14 protein-coding genes are annotated in these 16,046 nt (G+C 68.1%); 2 read left to right on the forward strand and 12 right to left on the reverse strand.

All coding sequences use genetic code 11. The features are described 5' to 3' along the window. Positions 1-40: 40 nt before the first annotated feature. Positions 41-616, forward strand: a complete 576-nt coding sequence (locus tag NX02_RS05300; RefSeq protein WP_025291156.1) for a nitroreductase family protein — start codon at positions 41-43, stop codon at positions 614-616. Positions 617-783: 167 nt separating this feature from the next. Here the strand turns inward: NX02_RS05300 and NX02_RS05305 are convergent, their stop codons facing one another. The 3 genes from NX02_RS05305 to NX02_RS05315 form a co-directional block, all read right to left on the reverse strand. Then, on the reverse strand, positions 784-2,037 hold the full coding sequence (locus NX02_RS05305) for a bifunctional alpha/beta hydrolase/OsmC family protein (RefSeq protein WP_025291157.1): 1,254 nt from the start codon (positions 2,035-2,037) through the stop codon (positions 784-786). A gap of 26 nt (positions 2,038-2,063) precedes the next feature. Beyond that, positions 2,064-2,447 (reverse strand): OsmC family protein, encoded by a 384-nt coding sequence (locus tag NX02_RS05310; protein ID WP_025291158.1) that lies wholly within the window; start codon positions 2,445-2,447, stop codon positions 2,064-2,066. Positions 2,448-2,675: 228 nt separating this feature from the next. Beyond that, entirely contained in the window at positions 2,676-2,936 is a 261-nt protein-coding gene (locus NX02_RS05315; protein ID WP_025291159.1) for a hypothetical protein, read from the reverse strand. A gap of 222 nt (positions 2,937-3,158) precedes the next feature. Between NX02_RS05315 and NX02_RS05320 the strand changes: the two genes are divergently transcribed. Then, positions 3,159-5,051, forward strand: a complete 1,893-nt coding sequence (locus NX02_RS05320; RefSeq protein ID WP_025291160.1) for a potassium transporter Kup — start codon at positions 3,159-3,161, stop codon at positions 5,049-5,051. On the opposite strand, the gene NX02_RS33900 is transcribed toward NX02_RS05320, so the two are convergent. The 9 genes from NX02_RS33900 to NX02_RS05360 all read right to left on the reverse strand — a co-directional run bounded on the left by NX02_RS33900 (position 5,048) and on the right by NX02_RS05360 (position 16,040). Continuing rightward, positions 5,048-5,179: a hypothetical protein gene (locus NX02_RS33900; protein ID WP_281178305.1), complete on the reverse strand. Its 132-nt coding sequence runs from the start codon at positions 5,177-5,179 to the stop codon at positions 5,048-5,050. The genes NX02_RS05320 and NX02_RS33900 overlap by 4 nt on opposite strands. A 101-nt stretch (positions 5,180-5,280) precedes the next feature. Beyond that, positions 5,281-5,970: a response regulator transcription factor gene (locus tag NX02_RS05325; protein WP_025291161.1), complete on the reverse strand. Its 690-nt coding sequence runs from the start codon at positions 5,968-5,970 to the stop codon at positions 5,281-5,283. Further along, entirely contained in the window at positions 5,967-8,636 is a 2,670-nt protein-coding gene (locus NX02_RS05330; RefSeq protein WP_025291162.1) for a sensor histidine kinase, read from the reverse strand. The genes NX02_RS05325 and NX02_RS05330 overlap by 4 nt, the downstream gene beginning before the upstream one ends. A 42-nt stretch (positions 8,637-8,678) precedes the next feature. After that, a complete protein-coding gene (gene kdpC, locus NX02_RS05335; protein ID WP_025291163.1) occupies positions 8,679-9,257 on the reverse strand; it encodes a potassium-transporting ATPase subunit KdpC in 579 nt (192 codons plus the stop codon). Positions 9,258-9,269: 12 nt separating this feature from the next. Next, a complete protein-coding gene (kdpB, locus tag NX02_RS05340) occupies positions 9,270-11,306 on the reverse strand; it encodes a potassium-transporting ATPase subunit KdpB (RefSeq protein WP_025291164.1) in 2,037 nt (678 codons plus the stop codon). Between the two features lie 23 nt (positions 11,307-11,329). After that, complete coding sequence (gene kdpA / locus NX02_RS05345) at positions 11,330-13,033, reverse strand: potassium-transporting ATPase subunit KdpA (protein ID WP_025291165.1); 1,704 nt, start codon at positions 13,031-13,033, stop codon at positions 11,330-11,332. Positions 13,034-13,046: 13 nt separating this feature from the next. Next, positions 13,047-13,136 carry a K(+)-transporting ATPase subunit F gene (gene kdpF, locus NX02_RS05350; protein WP_039996413.1) on the reverse strand — a complete coding sequence of 30 codons (90 nt, stop codon included), beginning with the start codon at positions 13,134-13,136 and terminating at the stop codon, positions 13,047-13,049. A gap of 484 nt (positions 13,137-13,620) precedes the next feature. Then, positions 13,621-14,874: an oligogalacturonate lyase family protein gene (locus tag NX02_RS05355; protein ID WP_039996415.1), complete on the reverse strand. Its 1,254-nt coding sequence runs from the start codon at positions 14,872-14,874 to the stop codon at positions 13,621-13,623. 89 nt (positions 14,875-14,963) lie between these two features. Then, complete coding sequence (locus NX02_RS05360; protein WP_025291167.1) at positions 14,964-16,040, reverse strand: PA0069 family radical SAM protein; 1,077 nt, start codon at positions 16,038-16,040, stop codon at positions 14,964-14,966. Between the last annotated feature and the right edge of the window lie 6 nt (positions 16,041-16,046).

The following is a 16,046-nucleotide window of genomic DNA, read 5'->3' on the forward strand; positions in this document are numbered from 1 at the left end:
CGGCGCCGGCTTTTCCTTTCCTTGCCTCATGGGGGATCACATGACCAACCGTACCACCGACACTGCGCTCGACCGCCTGTTTCTCGACCGCTGGTCGCCGCGCGCGTTCGACGGATCGGCTATGCCGCAGGCCGATCTCGATCTCATCCTCGATGCCGCGCGCTGGGCGCCCTCGGCCTTCAACTACCAGCCCTGGCGCTTCCTCTATGCCCATCGCGGCGACGCCAACTGGGCGCGCTTCCTCGATCTGTTGATCCCGTTCAACCAGGGCTGGGCGAAGGACGCCTCGGTGCTGATCTTCGTCGTGTCCGCCACGACGATGGGCGCCCCCGACAAGCCCCTGCACAGCCACAGCTTCGATGCCGGCGCCGCCTGGGCGCAACTGGCGCTGCAGGCGCATATCGCCGGCTATGCCACCCACGGCATGAGCGGCGTCGACTTCCCGCGCGCGCAGACCGAACTGGGCGTGCCCGATGATTTCCGCATCGAGGCCGCGATCGCGGTCGGCAAGATCGGCGACCCCGCGACGCTGCCCGAAGGCTTGCGCCAGCGCGAAGTGCCGAGCGACCGCAAGCCGCTGGCCGACGTGGCGTTCGCCGGAAACTTCGTGGCGTAACGCGATTAGCCCCTCCCCTTCAGGGGAGGGGTTTGGGGGGTGGGGAGCGGCGGCGGGGGCTCAATGCCCCCGGCGGTGCATTTTCCGGCTTGGCCGGAAGCGCGCTGCGCTCGCCTCCACCCCCAACCCGGACTGGACGACCCGATACCCTGAAGAGGAGCAGATGTTCACCCGATCTGCGCCGCGCTATGCTCCATCGCTTCCATATGCGCCTCGACGGGCTCCGCCTCTGCCGGCGGTTCGCCTTCAACCGTGGCGAACGCCGATCCCCGCTCGAGGGTGCGGTGCACCGGGCAGCGGTCGGCGATCTCCATCAGCCGCGCGCGCTGTTCGTCGTCGAGCGGGCCTTCGATCGAGATGCGGCGGCTGAAGAAGTCCGCCGGCGTCTGCCCCGCGCGGCGCTGGTGGCCGACCGCGGTGCGGATGCGCGAGATCGGCCAGCCCTTGCCGTCGGCATAGAGTCGCAACGTCATCGTCGTGCAGGCGGCGAGCGCGGCGGAAAGCAGGTTGTAGGGCGTCGGCCCCGAACCCAGCCCGCCGACGCTCACCGGCTCGTCCGCCAGGAAGCGCCTGCCGCCGGCCTGGATCGCCACCTGGAACTTGCCGGCGCGGGTCTCCTCCGCCTCGGCATCGGTCGTGAGCGCCGGACCCTCCGGCAATTCGGGCAGGTAGCGCGCCGCCCAGCTCGCGATCGTCTGCGCGGCATAATCGGCATCCGCGCGGTCGTGCAGCAGATGGTCGGCATCGTCGAGCGAGATGAAGCTCTTGGGGTGCTTGGCGGCAACGAAGATGCGCTCGGCATTCTCGATGCCCACCGTATCGTCGCGCGGGCCATGCATCACCAGCAGCGCACGGCGCAGCCCGGCGATGCGCGCGCCCTGGTCGTGGCGGCGAAGATCGTCGATGAGGTTCTTGTCGACCAGGAAGGCGCGGCCGGCGAGCGACACCTCGGCCCGGCCGTTGGCTTCGATCGCGGCCAGCGCGTCGGGTTCGAACTGGTGGAGGGTGTGGGCGATGTCGAACGGGGCGGCGATCGTCGCGATCGCGGTCACGCTCGGCAGGTCGCCCGCCGCCGCGATCACCGCGGCGCCGCCGAAGCTGTGGCCGACCAGCAAGGCGGGCGCCATGCCGGCATCCGCCATCGCCTTCGCGGCGGCGACGATATCCTGCACATTCGCGGCGAAGCTGGTCGCGCCGAACGCGCCTTCGCTGGCGCCGAGCCCGGCGAAGTCGAAGCGCAGCGTACCGATGCCGCAGCCCGCCAGCGCACGCGCGATGCGAACCGCGGCGAGGTTCTCCTTGCCGCAGCTGAAGCAGTGGGCGAACAGCGCCCAGCCGCGCGGGCGCCCTTCGGGCATCTCGATGCGGCCGGACAGGCGGTGGCCGGCGGAGCCGACGAAATCGAACGGGCGCGTGGGCAAGCGTGTCTCCGTGGCGCAGTTGGCGGTCAGGCGAGGGTCGTATGGATCGGGAGCCCGCCCTTGAGTGTCAAGGTAACGGGCGTGCGCTCGGCGACGTCGGCGAGCTGTGCGCGCTGTTCCTCGTCGAGGCCGGCGAGGGTCAGGGTGCGTTTGATCTCGAGACCATGTTCGCCCTTCACGGTGCGCAGCGCGACATCGACGCTGTCCAGCGGCCAGTCCTTGCGATCGGCGTACATGCGCAAGGTGATCGCGGTGCAGGCGCCGAGCCCGGCCAGGATCAGGTCATAGGGCGCGGGACCGGCGTCGGCGCCGCCGAGCGCGGTCGGCTCGTCCGCCACCAGCCTGTGACCGCTGACGTCGATGTCGGTGCGATAGGTGTCGCGTCCGATATGGGCGGTGCCGTGGGCCATGATGCTTCCTTTCGGTTTCGGGCGGCGACCAGCGCCGATACCCCATCCTTGGCGCGGCATGGGATGCCGGATCAGTCGTAAAGATTCAGGGCGTTCATTCGATGAAATCGAAAAGGGGGCCGGCGCATGGTTGCGCCGGCCCAGTCATTCCTGCGCAGGAGGAACGTCGTGGGGCTCGCGGGGGGCCGAAGGGGTGAGAAGAGGGTGAGAAGAGGGTGGAAAAAGGGGTCAGGTGCGGCGCGCCCAGCGCTGCGACACGCGCACCTCGTCGAGCAGGTGGCGGCCGACGAAGAACAGCGCGGCGCCGACGCTGCCGCTGAGGAACAGGATCGTCGCGATCAGCAGGTCGCGCGCGCCGGCGCAGCCGGCCGGATGGCCGTGCAGATGCCGCGCCAGCAGCGCCGAAAGATGGAAGGCGAGCCCGCCGAGCAGCAGCCCCGCCAGCCGCAGCGCGAGATCGACGTCGCGGCGCGCGCGCCAGTTCGCCATGGTTACGCAACTCCTTTGCACGCCGCGGAGTTACGGGGGGCGACATAGCTATTCGAGAGACAGGGGCGGGGCTTTGCGTAGAGATTGCGTAGAACGCGCGGCACGGATCGATCGCGCGGCTGCCAATGCTATGCCAATCCTATGCCGGTGACCGGAAATCCCTCTGGAGATCCTATGCCGACCGATGCAAACGGAACGACCGGCGCCGCGACTGGAGTGGGAATGACCGACCAGACCGGCGCCAAGCCGAATCACGAGCCCAAGGGCGGCCTCCACGCGCTGGCGCTGGGCGCGCTGGGCGTCGTCTTCGGCGATATCGGCACCTCGCCGCTCTATGCGCTGAAGGAAAGCTTCGTCGGTCACCACCCGCTCGCCGTCGATCAGCCCCACATCTATGGCGTGCTCTCGCTGGTGTTCTGGACGATGACGCTGATCGTCACCGTCAAATATGTCGTGCTGATCCTGCGCGCGGACAATGAGGGCGAGGGCGGCAGCATGGCGCTGCTCGCGCTGGTGATGCGGCGGAGCAAGCTCGACGGCTGGAAGGGCCCGGTCGCGGCGCTCGGCGTGCTTGCCACCGCGCTCTTCTATGGCGACGCGATCATCACGCCGGCGATCTCGGTGCTCTCCGCGGTCGAGGGACTGACGGTGGTGGAAGGCGGGTTCGACCGCTTCGTCGTGCCGCTCGCGATCGCGATCCTCGCCGGCCTGTTCCTGATCCAGCGCCGCGGTACCGCGCGGGTCGCCGCCTGGTTCGGTCCGATCATGGCGCTCTATTTCGCGGCGCTGGCGCTGCTCGGCATCGCCAACATCGTCGAGCACCCGGAGATCCTGGGGATCGTCAATCCGTGGTGGGCACTCAACTTCTTCCTGATCGATCCGAAGCTGGGGTTCCTCGCGCTGGGATCGGTGGTGCTGGCGGTGACAGGCGCTGAGGCGCTCTATGCCGATATGGGCCATTTCGGCCGCCGCGCGATCAGCGCCGCCTGGCTCTATGTCGCCTTTCCGTGCCTCCTGCTCAACTATATGGGGCAGGGCGCGCTGCTGTTGAGCACGCCCGCCGCCGCCGCCAACCCCTTCTTCCTGATGGCGCCCGAATGGGCGCGCCTGCCGCTGGTCGGGCTGGCGACATTGGCGACGGTGATCGCCAGCCAGGCGGTGATCACGGGTGCCTATTCGGTCACCCAGCAGGCGATGCAGCTCGGCTATCTGCCGCGCCTCAGGATCAATCACACCAGCGCCGATGCTGCGGGGCAGATCTATATCCCGCTGGTCAACTGGGGGCTGATGCTGCTCGTCATGCTGCTGGTGATGGGCTTCGGCAGCTCGGGCGATCTGGCAGCGGCCTATGGCATCGCCGTCACCGGCACCATGCTGATCACGTCCTGCATGTTCGGCATCCTCGCCTTCGCGGTGTGGCGCTGGCACCCCGCGCTCGCCGGCGTCGCCACCGCGGCGTTCGTGCTGATCGACGGCGCCTATTTCGCCTCAAACATCACCAAGATCCCCGATGGCGGCTGGTTCCCGCTGCTGGTCGCCGCGATCGTCTTCACGTTGCTCACCACCTGGGCGCGGGGGCGGCAGATCATGCGCGTCTACATGCAGGAAGGCGCGATGGACCTCGACCTGTTCATCCGCTCGACGGGCAAGTCGCTCGAACGTGTGCCCGGCACCGCGATCTTCCTGTCGTCGACCACCGACGGCGTGCCGCCCTCGCTGCTCCACAATGTGAAGCACAACAAGGTGCTGCACGAGCGCGTCGTGATCCTGACGGTGAAGACGGAGGGCGTGCCCTATGTCGGCAAGGCGGGCGTGGTCGAGAAGATCGACGCCGGCGAGGGCTTCTACCGGATGGTCATCCGCCACGGCTTCATGCAGGAGGTCAACATCCCGCGCAGCCTGGAAACAGTGAAGGATTGCGGCGGCAAGTTCGCCGCGATGGAGACCAGTTATTTCCTCAGCCGCCAGACGGTGATCCCATCCGAACGGCCGGGCATGGCGCTGTGGCGCGAGAAACTGTTCGCGTGGATGGTGCAGAATGCGGAAAGCCCGATGGCTTTCTTCGGGCTGCCGATCAACCGCGTGATCGAGCTGGGATCGCAGCTCGAAATCTAGCCGGCGAGCGCCTTCGACGCCATGAAGGCGATGGTGACGAGGCCGCAGGAATAGAGCGAAAGGGTGACCGGGCCCTGCATGCCGAGCCAGTCGACGATGCTGGACCAGAGCTGATTGGGGTCTGACATCAGGCTGATGTGCCCCGCGGCGGCAGCGACTTTCGAGACGGGGAAATCCAGAACGGCGTTGGAATCGCGTAGGATTCACTCCGCAGCTTGCGGGGGTAGTTTTACTCAGCCTTCAGGCGGTACCCGATTCCCAGCTCGTTCACGATGATCTGCGGCCGCTGCGGATCCGCTTCCAGCTTTTGCCGCAGCGTCTTCACCAGCACGCGCAGATATTCGACGTGATGGTCCACCTCGCGTGGCCAGACATGGTTCATGATCTGGCTGTGGGTGATGACGCGGCCGGGGAAGCGGGCGAGCTGTTCGAGCACCGCATATTCCTTGGGGGTCAGATGCACCTCGGCGCCGGCGCGCAGCACCTGGCGACGCATCAGGTCGATCTCGACATCGCCCGCCTTCACCGCCAGCGCGCCGCCATCCCGCGTCATCCGGTTGCGCAGCGCGACGCGGACGCGGGCGAGCAGTTCCTCGGTGTCGAACGGCTTGGTCAGATAATCGTCTGCACCGAGATCGAGCGATGCGACCTTCTCGTCGGTCGCATCGCGCGCGGAGACGATGATCAAGGTTGCGTCGGACTGCGTCTTGATCAGCGGCACCAACTCCAGCCCGTCGCGGTCGGGCAGGCCGAGGTCGAGCAGCACGATATCGGGCCGGTCGGCGCGCAGCCGGCTCATCGCCTCGCGGCCGCTCGCGGCCTCGCTGGTCGCATAGCCGGCGCGGGCGAGCGCGGTGGTCATCAGCTTGCGGATGTGCGGCTCGTCATCGACGATCAGCACATGGTGGCGGGTGGTCATGGCAGGTCCTGGTCATCGAGCGCGGAAATCACCGCCGACTCGGGAATCGTGATGGTGAAGCAGGCGCCGGGAGGGTCGACATTGCGCGCGGAAACCGCGAGCCCCATCGCTTCGGCGAACCCCTTGACGATGGCGAGGCCGAGCCCGGTGCCGCCCTTGGCGCGATCCGATCCCTCCAGCCGGGTGAAGGTCTCGAACAATTTGCTCTCCTTGCCCGGCGGGATGCCCGGCCCCTGGTCGATGATGGAGAGCGCGATGCCCTGCGCGTCGCGTCGCGCCGCGATCGTCACCGGCGTATCCGGGTCGGCATAGCGCCCGGTATTGTCGAGCAGGTTGATCAGGCAGTGATGGAAAAGCTGCGGATCGATGCGCACCAGCGGCATGTCCGGCGGGATCTCCAGCCGGATCTCATGGCCGGCCAGCGCGCGCCGGGTGTCGTGCACCGCGGAGGCGACGGCATCGGTCAGGTCGGTCGCCTCGATGCGCAGCGGCAGCGCGCCGGCTTCCACCCGCGCCATGTCGAGCAGGTTGGCGACGAAGCGGTTGAGCCGCTGCGCCTCGTCCTCGACGGTCTCGACCAGATCGGGGCGCGGCTCGATGCGCATCTGCTGGACCGCGGAAAGGATCGAGGTCAGCGGCGTGCGCAGGTCATGGCTGACCGAGGAGAGCAATGCGGAGCGCAGCCGGTCGCGCTCGCGCAGCTGCCGCGCATCCTGCATCTCGCCTTCCAGCGCCATCCGGTCGAATGCGATCGCCGCCTGGTCGAGCAGGCTCATCAGCAGCGGCATCTGGTCCGACCGCAGCGGTTCGCCGGCATCCTCGCGGGCGAGGCCGAGCACGCCGAGCACGCCGCGCGTCGTCGCCAGCGGGTGGAACAGCCAGTCGGAGGCGGTGAGGGTGGAAGAGCCGCGGCCCGCGGGCTGCTCATTGTCGATCGCCCATTGCGCGGCGGCGAGCTCGATCTGGTCGAGCCGGTCCTCCGGCGGATAGGCGGCGCGCAGCTGCGGGCCGGTGGCGGAGGGGAGCAGCAGCACGGTGCGCACGTCGAACAGCCGCGCGACCTCCGCGCAGATCGCCTGCATCAGCGCTTCCTGGTCGGCGGCACCGGTGAGCAGCCGCGAGAAGCCGGCGAGCGCGGCGTTCTGACGCGCGCTCGACTGGGCGAGATCGGCCTGCGTGCGCACCCGCGCGGCGAACTGGCTGGTGACCAGCGCCACGCCCAGCAGCACGAAGATGCTGATGATGTTCTCGGGGTTGCTGACCGTCAGCGTGCCCGTGGGCGGCAGGAAGAAGAAGTTGTAGGCGAGCGAGGCGGTGACCCCGGCGAACAGCCCCGCGCGCAGGCCGAAGCTGGCCGCGGCGAACATCACCGGCACCAGGAACATCATGCCGACATTGCCGAGGTCGATCAGTTCGACCAGTCCACGGGCGATCGCCGTGCACAGCGCCACCGCCGCCAGCGTCCAGAGATAGTCGGAGAGGTCGCCGCGCGGCCGGCGCGGCGCGGCGGCGCCCGGCATCTCGCGCGCCACCTCGCCGTCGCCGGGCAGCACATGGATGGCGACGCCATCGATCGCGCGGACGAGCTGGTCGACGACCGAGCCGTGGCGCAGCTCGAACATCCAGCTTCGCGTCGACTTGCCGATGACGATCTGGGTGGCGCGCGCCTCAGTAGCGAAGTCGCGCAGGCCATCGACCACGCGCTGCGCGGGGATGCTGGCGGTGACCGCGCCGAGGCGGGAGGCGAGCGCCATCGCATCGGCGACGCGCTGGCGCTCGAAGTCGCTGAGACTCTGGCTGCGCTGCGTCTCGATATGGACGACCGTCCACGGCGCCTTCAGCGCATCGGCAAGGCGCTTGCCGGCGCGCACCAGCCCCGGGCCGCTGGGATGCTCGCTGATCGCGACGATGATCCGCTCCCCCACCGCGAAGCTGCCCGCCAGCGCGTGCTGGCGGACATAGTCCAGCATCTGCGCGTCCACCGCCTGCGCGGCGCGGCGCAGCGCGAGTTCGCGCAGCGCGGTGAGGTTGGATTTGGAAAAGAAATGGCCGAGCGCGCGGCTCGCTTCCTCGGGCACATAGACCTTGCCCTCCTTCAGCCGTTCGATCAGCTCGTCGGGCGGGATGTCGACCACCTCGATCTCGGCGGCCTCCAGCATCGCATCGGGCACCGTCTCGCGCACGCGGACGCGGGTGAAGGAGGCGACGACGTCGTTGAGGCTTTCGACATGCTGGATGTTGACGGTCGAATAGACGTCGATCCCGGCGTCGAGCAGTTCCTCGACATCCTGATAGCGCTTGGGGTGGCGACTGCTGGGGGCGTTGGTGTGGGCGAGCTCGTCGACGAGGACGAGCTGCGGGCGGCGCGCGAGGATCGCGTCGATGTCCATCTCGCCGAGGTTGTGGCCGCGATGGTCGACGTCGATGCGGGGGATCACCTCATAGCCCGCGACCAGCGCCTCGGTCTCGCGCCGGCCATGCGTCTCGACGACGCCGATGACGATATCGATGCCGGCCTCGCGCCGCTGGCGGCCTTCGGAAAGCATCTCGTAGGTCTTGCCGACGCCGGGGGCGGCCCCCAGGAACAGCTTGAGACGGCCGCGGCCTTCCTGCGCGGCCTGGCGCAGGAAGGCCTCCGGGTCCGGACGGTCGGGGGCCGAGGTCATGGGCCCGTTGCCCGGTGCGTCCGACGCTTCATTCCGCGATGATTAGCCGGCGTTCGCCATTGCGTCGAGCGCGCGGTTGAGCGCGAGGACGTTGACGGTGGGCTCGCCGAGGAAGGCGGGCACCGGCGTGCGCACCGATCGGTTCACCAGCGCGCGAACCGCGGCCGGATCGAGCTTGCGGGCGGCCGCCACGCGCGGCACCTGGTGCAGCGCGGCCGCCGGGCTGATGTCCGGATCGAGACCGGAGCCGGAGGCGGTCACCAGATCCGCCGGTACCGTGCTGGCGCCATCGCCACGGGTTTCGAGATCGCCCCTCACCCGCTCCACCAGCGCGGCCGAGGTCGGCCCGAGGTTGGAGCCCGAGGAGGAGAGGCCGTCATAGCCATCGCCGGCCGCCGAGGGGCGCGACCAGAAATAGCCCGGGTTGGTGAAGGGCTGGCCGACGATCGCCGAGCCGACCGGCTTGCCGCCGTCGACCACGAGGCTGCCATTCGCCTGCCAGGGCAGGATGGTCTGGCCGATGCCTGTGATCGCCAGCGGATAGAGGATGCCCAGCAGGATTGCGAACAGGATCGCCAGCACGAGGGCGGGGCGGAGTGCGGAAACAAGGTCTTTGGTCATGACAGGGGCTCCTCAGGCCAGGCCGAGGCCGTTGACCGCGAGGTCGATCAGCTTGATGCCGACGAACGGTGCGAGCAGGCCGCCGAGGCCGTAGACGGCCAGGTTGCGCGCCAGCAGCGGGCCGGCACCGACGGGACGGTATTTCACGCCCTTCAGCGCCAGCGGCACCAGCAGCGGGATGATCAGCGCGTTGAAGATGATGGCGGAAAGGATCGCCGATTGCGGCGTTCCCAGCCCCATCACGTTCAGCACGCCGAGCGACGGGTAGAGCGCGATGAACATCGCCGGGATGATCGCGAAATATTTGGCGACATCGTTGGCGACCGAGAAGGTGGTCAGCGCGCCGCGCGTCATCAGCAACTGCTTGCCGAGGCCGACGACCTCGATCAGCTTGGTCGGATCGCTGTCGAGATCGACCATGTTGCCGGCTTCGCGCGCCGCCTGCGTGCCGGTGTTCATCGCCACGCCGACATCGGCCTGGGCGAGGGCGGGGGCGTCGTTGGTGCCGTCCCCGCACATCGCCACCAGCCGGCCGCCGGACTGTTCCTTGCGGATCAGCGCCAGCTTGTCCTCCGGCGTCGCCTGCGCGAGGAAGTCGTCGACGCCCGCCTCCGCCGCGATCGAGGCTGCGGTCAGCGGGTTGTCGCCGGTGATCATCACCGTGCGGATGCCCATCTGGCGCAGTTCGCCGAAGCGTTCGCGGATGCCGGCCTTGACCACATCCTTGAGGAAGATCGCGCCGAGCAGCACGCCGTCCTTCGCCACCGCCAGCGGGGTGCCGCCGGCGCGCGCGATCTCGTCGGTGATGCGGCGCAGTTCGGTCGCGGCCGCCGTGGTGCCCGCGCCCGGATTGGCCCGCAGGATCGAATCCACCGCCCCCTTCTGGATGACGGTCCGGCCGATATTGACGCCCGAGATCCGGGTCTGCGCGGTGAACGGCACCACCTCCGCATCGGCGGGCAGGCTCGCGGTGGTCAGCCCCAGCGTCTCGCGCGCCAGCAGCACGATCGATCGGCCCTCGGGCGTTTCGTCGGCAAGGCTGGCGAGCAGCGCGGCATCGGCAAGATCCTGCGCGCTGGCGCTGCCGACGGTGCGGAACTCGCTCGCCTGGCGATCACCGATGGTGATCGTGCCCGTCTTGTCGAGCAGCAGCACGTCGACGTCGCCCGCCGCCTCGACCGCACGGCCCGACTTGGCGAGCACGTTGAAGCGCACCAGCCGATCCATGCCGGCGATGCCGATCGCCGAAAGCAAGGCGGCGATCGTCGTCGGGATCAATGTGATCAGCAGCGCGGCGAGGATCGCGATCGGCACCTCGCCGCCGGCAAAGGCGGCGAAGCCGGGGATCGTGCCGACCGCGATCAGGAAGATGATCGTGAGGCCGACCAGCAGGATGGTGAGCGCGATCTCGTTGGGGGTCTTCTGGCGCTCGGCGCCTTCGACCAGCGCGATCATGCGGTCGAGGAACCCTTGGCCGGGCTCCACCGTCACCCGTACGCGGATCTCGTCGGAGATGACGCGGGTGCCGGCGGTCACGGCCGAGCGGTCGCCGCCCGCCTCGCGGATCACCGGCGCGCTTTCGCCGGTGATCGCCGCCTCGTTGACCGAGGCCACGCCCGAGACGACTTCACCGTCGGACGGGATCAGGTCGTTGGTTTCGACGAGCACGATGTCGCCGACCTTGAGCGTGGAGGCGGGCACCTCGTCCCACGCGCGGCCGTCACCCTTCAGGCGCTTGGCGACGAGTTCGGCCTTGGTGGCGCGCAGCGAGGCGGCCTGCGCCTTTCCGCGGCCTTCGGCCAGCGCCTCGGCGAAGGTCCCGAACAGCACCGTCAGCCACAGCCAGATGACGAGCTGGAGCTTGAAGCCGATGCCGAGCCCGTCCTGCCCGACGACGAGCAGGACGGTGAGCAGCATGGCGACCACGGCGGTGGTGAACATCACCGGGTTGCGGATCAGCTGCCGCGGATCGAGTTTGCGGAAGGCATCGCCGATCGCGGGCACGATCAGGTCTGCGGTGAACAGCGATTTCTGGTTGGACCGAGCCATATGGGTGCTCCGGGTCTTTCTGGTCAGAAGGTCCGGCCGTTGATCATCGCGAGATGATCGGCGATCGGACCGAGGGCGAGGCTGGGCAGGAAGGTGAGGCCGCCGACGATCAGCACGATGCCGATCAGCAGGCCGGTCCACAGCGGACCGGTGGTCGGGAAGGATCCTGCGGTTTCAGGCGTATGCTTCTTCGCCGCGAGGCTGCCGGCGATCGCCAGCATCGGCACGATGATGAAGAAGCGGCCGATCCACATCGCCACCCCCAGCAGCCCGTTGTAGAAGGGCGTGTTGGCGGTGAGGCCGGCGAAGGCGGAGCCGTTGTTGCCGGCGCCCGAGGTGAAGGCGTACAGGATCTCCGAGAAGCCGTGCGGCCCCTTGTTGAGCGGGCCCGCGAGGCCGGCATCCGTCACCGAGGCGAGCGCGGTGAAGCCGAGGATGACGAGCGGCAGCACCGCGATTGCCAGCACCGCCAGCTTCACTTCGCGCCCCTCGATCTTCTTGCCGACATATTCGGGCGTACGGCCGACCATCAGCCCGGCGACGAACACCGCGAGGATGGCGAACAGCAGGAAGCCGTAGATGCCGGCCCCGACGCCGCCGACGACGACTTCGCCCAGCTGGATGTTGAGCAGCGGGATCATGCCGCCCAGCGCCGTGAAACTGTCATGCATCGCATTGACCGCGCCGCACGACGCTGCCGTGGTGACGACCGAGAAGAGCGCGGATGCGGCGACGCCGAAGCGCACCTCCTTGCCCTCCATGTTCGCGCCGGCCACGCCGAGCTGGTGGAGGATCGGGTTGCCGGCGGCTTCCTGCCAGTAGGTCACGCTGGCACCGATCATGAAGATCGTGACCATCGCCGCAAGGATCGCCCAGCCCTGGCGGGGATTGCCCACCGCCTTGCCGAACGTCCAGGTCAGCCCGAAGCCGATGATGAAGATCGACAGCATCTGCACGAAGTTGGTCAGTGCCGTCGGGTTTTCGAACGGGTGCGCGGAATTGACGTTGAAGAAGCCGCCGCCATTGGTGCCGAGCAGCTTGATCGCTTCCTGGCTCGCCACAGGGCCCAGCGCCAGCGTCTGTTTCGCGCCCTCCAGCGTGGTCACGTCGACCGAGCCGACCAGCGTCTGCGGCACCCCGCTGGCGATCAGGAACACCGCGTAGACGATGCAGATCGGCAGCAGCAGATAGAGCGTCACGCGCGTGCAGTCCGCCCAGAAATTGCCGATCGTGGCCGCCCTGCGCCGCGCGAACCCGCGAAAGAAGGCGAAGGCGAGGGCGATGCCGGTCGCGGCGGACAGGAAGTTGTGGATGGTGAGACCGAGCATCTGCGACAGGTTCGACATCGTCGATTCGCCGCCATAGCTCTGCCAGTTGGTGTTGGTGGTGAAGCTGACCGCGGTGTTGAACGCGAGATGCTCGGACAGGCCGGCATAACCCAGCGGATTGCCCGGCAGCAGACCCTGCAGCCGCAGCACGGCATAGGTCAGCAGCAGCAGCGCGACGTTGAAGATCAGCATGTGGACGGCGTAGCGCCGCCAGCTCTGCTCGGCGGCGGGATCGATCCCGGCGAGCCTGTAGAAACCGGCCTCGACCGGCCCGAGCACGACATGCAGCGGCGTGCGCCGCCCCTCATACAGCGCGTGCAGCCACAGCCCCATCGGCTTGGCCAGCGCGATCAGGATCGCGACGAAAACGAGGATCAGGGTCCATCCCTGCGGGGTCATCTCCTGCCTCCCGTCAGAAACGTTCGGGGCGCACGAGGACGGCGACCAGATAAAGGAGAAGGCCGACCGCGGTGATCGCGGCCAGCCAGAGTTCGATGGTCATGGGCGAAGCCTTCCGTCAGGCGCTGTCGCAAAGCCGGGCATAGGCGAGCGTCGCCGCCACCAGCCCCAGCGTGATCAGGATCCAGAGAAGGTCCTGCATAATCGGTACTCCTGCGAGTGTGTGCAGGTGCCGAAATAGGGCGGGCACGGATTTGAATGCGAGACGCCGGGGGGAGGCGCCGCGTAGGAATCGCGTATGATGAAACCTTCTCCCCTTGTGGGAGAAGGATATGGAGACTTGGGTGGCGCGAAGCGGCGTCCTGGTCGGAGTTGGATGAGGGATGCGCGCCGGAGGCGCGCGCGGCGCGAGAGCGCCGCTCCCCCGCTCCCAACTCCGACCAGGGCCCGCCAAAAGGCGGAACCAAGTCTGCGTAACCAGCGATCATCAGTTGCCGGGTAAATCATGCCCCTGGCATGATTTAGGATCGCCCGGGGGGCGATCCGACCCGCCAACTGGTGATCGCTCCCCCAAGGGCGAAGGAAGGTTACTTCACCTCCACCGCGTAAATCGCGGGCTTTCCTTCCATATTTCCCCGGAACACGATCCATTTCCCGTCGGGCGTGAAATGCTGGTTGGGCTCCAGCGTGTAATCCTGCAGCGCCAGCGTCGCGAGGCGCACCGTTTCCAGCCGGCCCGGCGCGATCAGCCCGTCGCGCGGTGCGGCGGTCGCCTCCGGCTTGAGCACGCTGATCCATTTGCCGGCATCGCTGCCGTCGCCCGAGAACATCGTGCGGTCCGGCGACTGGCTGAAATGGTAGGAACGCTGGTCGTCGCGCAGTTCGTAGCGGGTGCGGGCGCCGCTCAGCACGTCATAGCCCGCCAGCCAGAACACGTGGCCCTGCGGCGTCTGGAGGTCGTACCAGATCGTCCGGCCGTCGCTGCTCCAGAATTCATGGCCGGCGATCTCGCCCGCCATCGTCCGCTCATGCACCTTTTTCAGCGCCGAGCCATCGGTGCGGATCGTCCAGATGCGGTCGACCTGGTCCCACGGTCCCTCGTGGCAGAACATCAGCAGCTTGGGATCGGTGGGAGAGAACTGGACATGGTTGAGCCAGTCGGTCGCGCGGTGGATCGTCCGCTTTTCGCCCTTGGCGATCGAGACGGTGTACATCTCCATCGGCACGCGGGCGGCAAGACGATCCGCCATCCACTTCGCCTTGGCGGCGGCGAAGGAGAGCGGCTTGCCGTCCGGACCGGTGCCGGCATAGCCGGGCGAGCCGGTCTTGGGATCGCGGCGGCCCTGCCGCGCGATCGCCTCGGGCGGCGGCGCCAGTTCGCGCTCGCCCGCGAGCATGGTCTCGTCGGCGTTGATCGCTTCGATCCGTCCGCCCGGAAGGTCGGCGACCTTGCGCGTCCTGCCGCTGTCGACGTCGACCGCCCACACCTGGAACGGGCCGCCATCGTCGACCGCCATATCCCTGACGGTGTAATAGGCGGTGCGGGTGCGCGGCCCCATGAACAGCAGCCGGTCGACGCGCTGCTTCAGCACCAGCCGCGTCTCCCACGTCTTCAGATCGACCGCGCGGATGCCCTCCGGCGTCAGGTAGATCATCTGGTCGCCCTGCGGCGTGAACGGGTTGTAGTTGAAATAGAGCGCGTAATTGCCGGGCGTGTCGTCGATGCGAACGATCCGGCGACCGGTGGTGGGATCGATCCAGCCGTCCGCGGCGAGGGCGGGGGTGGCGGCGGCAAGCGTCGTCGCTGCCAGCATCAGCCGGATTGCCCTGGTCGGTCGCATGTCGCTCTCCCTTTGCGCTTGGGGCAGCGATAGGATGCGTGGTCCCGCTATGTAAAGCGATGGTTCAACTGATGGGAGAACATCGCCGATCAGAACAATTCCCCCTGCCGCCCCGCCGGCGCCCGGAACAGGTCCGTTCTGAGCGGCGCCCACACGCGCTGGTTCAGCCCATAGCGCTTGCACGCGATCCCGAACCGCGTGCGCAGCAGGTCCGCCCAGGGCCCCTGTGCCCGCATGCGGCTGTGGAATTGCGGATCATTGTCCCGCCCGCCGCGCATCGCGCGGATGATCCCCATCACCTTTGCGGCGCGATCGGGAAAATGGGCGTCGAGCCAGCCGCGGAACAAAGGCGCCACCTCATGCGGCAGGCGCACGAGGATGTAGGAGGCATGCTGCGCCCCGGCCTCCGCCGCGGCTTCCAATATATGTTCCATTTCATGGTCGGTGATCGCCGGCACCACCGGCGCCAGCGACACCGTCACCGGTACTCCGGCCTCGGCCAGCGCCTTGATCGCGGCGATGCGCTTTACGGGGCGTGGCGCGCGCGGCTCCAATGTCATCGCGATCTTCGGATCGAGCGTCGTCACCGACAGCATCACCGCGACCAGGTGCCGCGCCGCCATCGGTGCCAGCAGGTCGAGGTCGCGCAGGATCCGGTCGGACTTGGTGGTGATCAGCAGCGGATGGCCGGTTTCGGCCAGCACCGCGATGCAGTCCCGCGTGATCCGCCAGTCGCGTTCGATCGGCTGATAGGGATCGGTGTTGGTGCCCATCGCGATCGGCGCCGGCACATAGCCGCGCTTGCCCAGTTCCGCGCGCAGCAGTTCGGCGGCGTTGGGCTTGGCGAACAACTTCGATTCGAAATCGATGCCGGGCGAAAGGTCATGATAGGCGTGCGTCGGCCGCGCGAAGCAATAGATGCAGCCATGCTCGCAGCCGCGATAGGCGTTGATCGAGCGATCGAACTTGATGTCGGGGGATCGGTTGCGCGTGATGATCGTGCGCGGTTCCTCCACCGTCACCGTCGTGCGCAGCGGCGGCGGCGCGCCGTCTATCTCCTCGCGCGCATCCAGCCAGTCCCCTTCCGCCAGCCGTTCGGGCAGGCTGAAGCGCGTGGGCGTGTGGTTGCTGGTCGCGCCGCGGGCCGGTCGGAGCTTCGGATCCATTGACAA

Origin of the sequence: Sphingomonas sanxanigenens DSM 19645 = NX02 (assembly GCF_000512205.2) — a bacterium.
Lineage (GTDB): Bacteria > Pseudomonadota > Alphaproteobacteria > Sphingomonadales > Sphingomonadaceae > Sphingomonas_D > Sphingomonas_D sanxanigenens.

Coding starts and splice junctions, on each gene's coding strand:
- NX02_RS05300 (WP_025291156.1), top strand. CDS start 41: ATGACCAACCGTACCACCGACACTGCGCTCGACCGCCTGTTTCTCGAC.
- NX02_RS05310 (WP_025291158.1), bottom strand. CDS start 2,447: ATGGCCCACGGCACCGCCCATATCGGACGCGACACCTATCGCACCGAC.
- NX02_RS05315 (WP_025291159.1), bottom strand. CDS start 2,936: ATGGCGAACTGGCGCGCGCGCCGCGACGTCGATCTCGCGCTGCGGCTG.
- NX02_RS05320 (WP_025291160.1), top strand. CDS start 3,159: ATGACCGACCAGACCGGCGCCAAGCCGAATCACGAGCCCAAGGGCGGC.
- NX02_RS33900 (WP_281178305.1), bottom strand. CDS start 5,179: ATGTCAGACCCCAATCAGCTCTGGTCCAGCATCGTCGACTGGCTCGGC.
- NX02_RS05325 (WP_025291161.1), bottom strand. CDS start 5,970: ATGACCACCCGCCACCATGTGCTGATCGTCGATGACGAGCCGCACATC.
- NX02_RS05330 (WP_025291162.1), bottom strand. CDS start 8,636: ATGACCTCGGCCCCCGACCGTCCGGACCCGGAGGCCTTCCTGCGCCAG.
- kdpC (WP_025291163.1), bottom strand. CDS start 9,257: ATGACCAAAGACCTTGTTTCCGCACTCCGCCCCGCCCTCGTGCTGGCG.
- kdpB (WP_025291164.1), bottom strand. CDS start 11,306: ATGGCTCGGTCCAACCAGAAATCGCTGTTCACCGCAGACCTGATCGTG.
- kdpA (WP_025291165.1), bottom strand. CDS start 13,033: ATGACCCCGCAGGGATGGACCCTGATCCTCGTTTTCGTCGCGATCCTG.
- kdpF (WP_039996413.1), bottom strand. CDS start 13,136: ATGACCATCGAACTCTGGCTGGCCGCGATCACCGCGGTCGGCCTTCTC.
- NX02_RS05355 (WP_039996415.1), bottom strand. CDS start 14,874: ATGCGACCGACCAGGGCAATCCGGCTGATGCTGGCAGCGACGACGCTT.
- NX02_RS05360 (WP_025291167.1), bottom strand. CDS start 16,040: ATGGATCCGAAGCTCCGACCGGCCCGCGGCGCGACCAGCAACCACACG.